Origin of the sequence: Bacillus sp. AFS002410, assembly GCF_002556365.1 — a bacterium.
In the GTDB taxonomy this organism is placed as follows: domain Bacteria; phylum Bacillota; class Bacilli; order Bacillales; family Bacillaceae_G; genus Gottfriedia.
In genome coordinates, this window is record NZ_NUEU01000071.1 from 1 (window position 1) to 241 (window position 241).

The following is a 241-nucleotide window of genomic DNA, read 5'->3' on the forward strand; positions in this document are numbered from 1 at the left end:
CAGGCACAGCGTCGCACTCAACGAACGAAACGCAAACGAACTGCCTTCGTTGACCAGCAGCACAGTGTTGGCGCGTTTTGCCAGGGGCGAGAGGTTGCTGTCGGTGATGATCAGGGTTTTGGCCTGATGGTGCTGGGCAATGCGCAGGCAGTGCTGGGTTTCCTTGCCGTACGGGGTGAAGCTGATGGCGATCACCAGGTCATTGGCGCGCACGCTGCGCATCTGCTCGCGGTAGCTGCCG

The 241-nt window shown here is 61.0% G+C and carries 1 protein-coding gene; it reads right to left on the reverse strand.

The window, feature by feature from the left end; all coding sequences use genetic code 11:
• A partial coding sequence (locus CN692_RS19295; protein ID WP_142317549.1) for a MurR/RpiR family transcriptional regulator occupies positions 1–241 on the reverse strand: 241 nt, incomplete at both ends.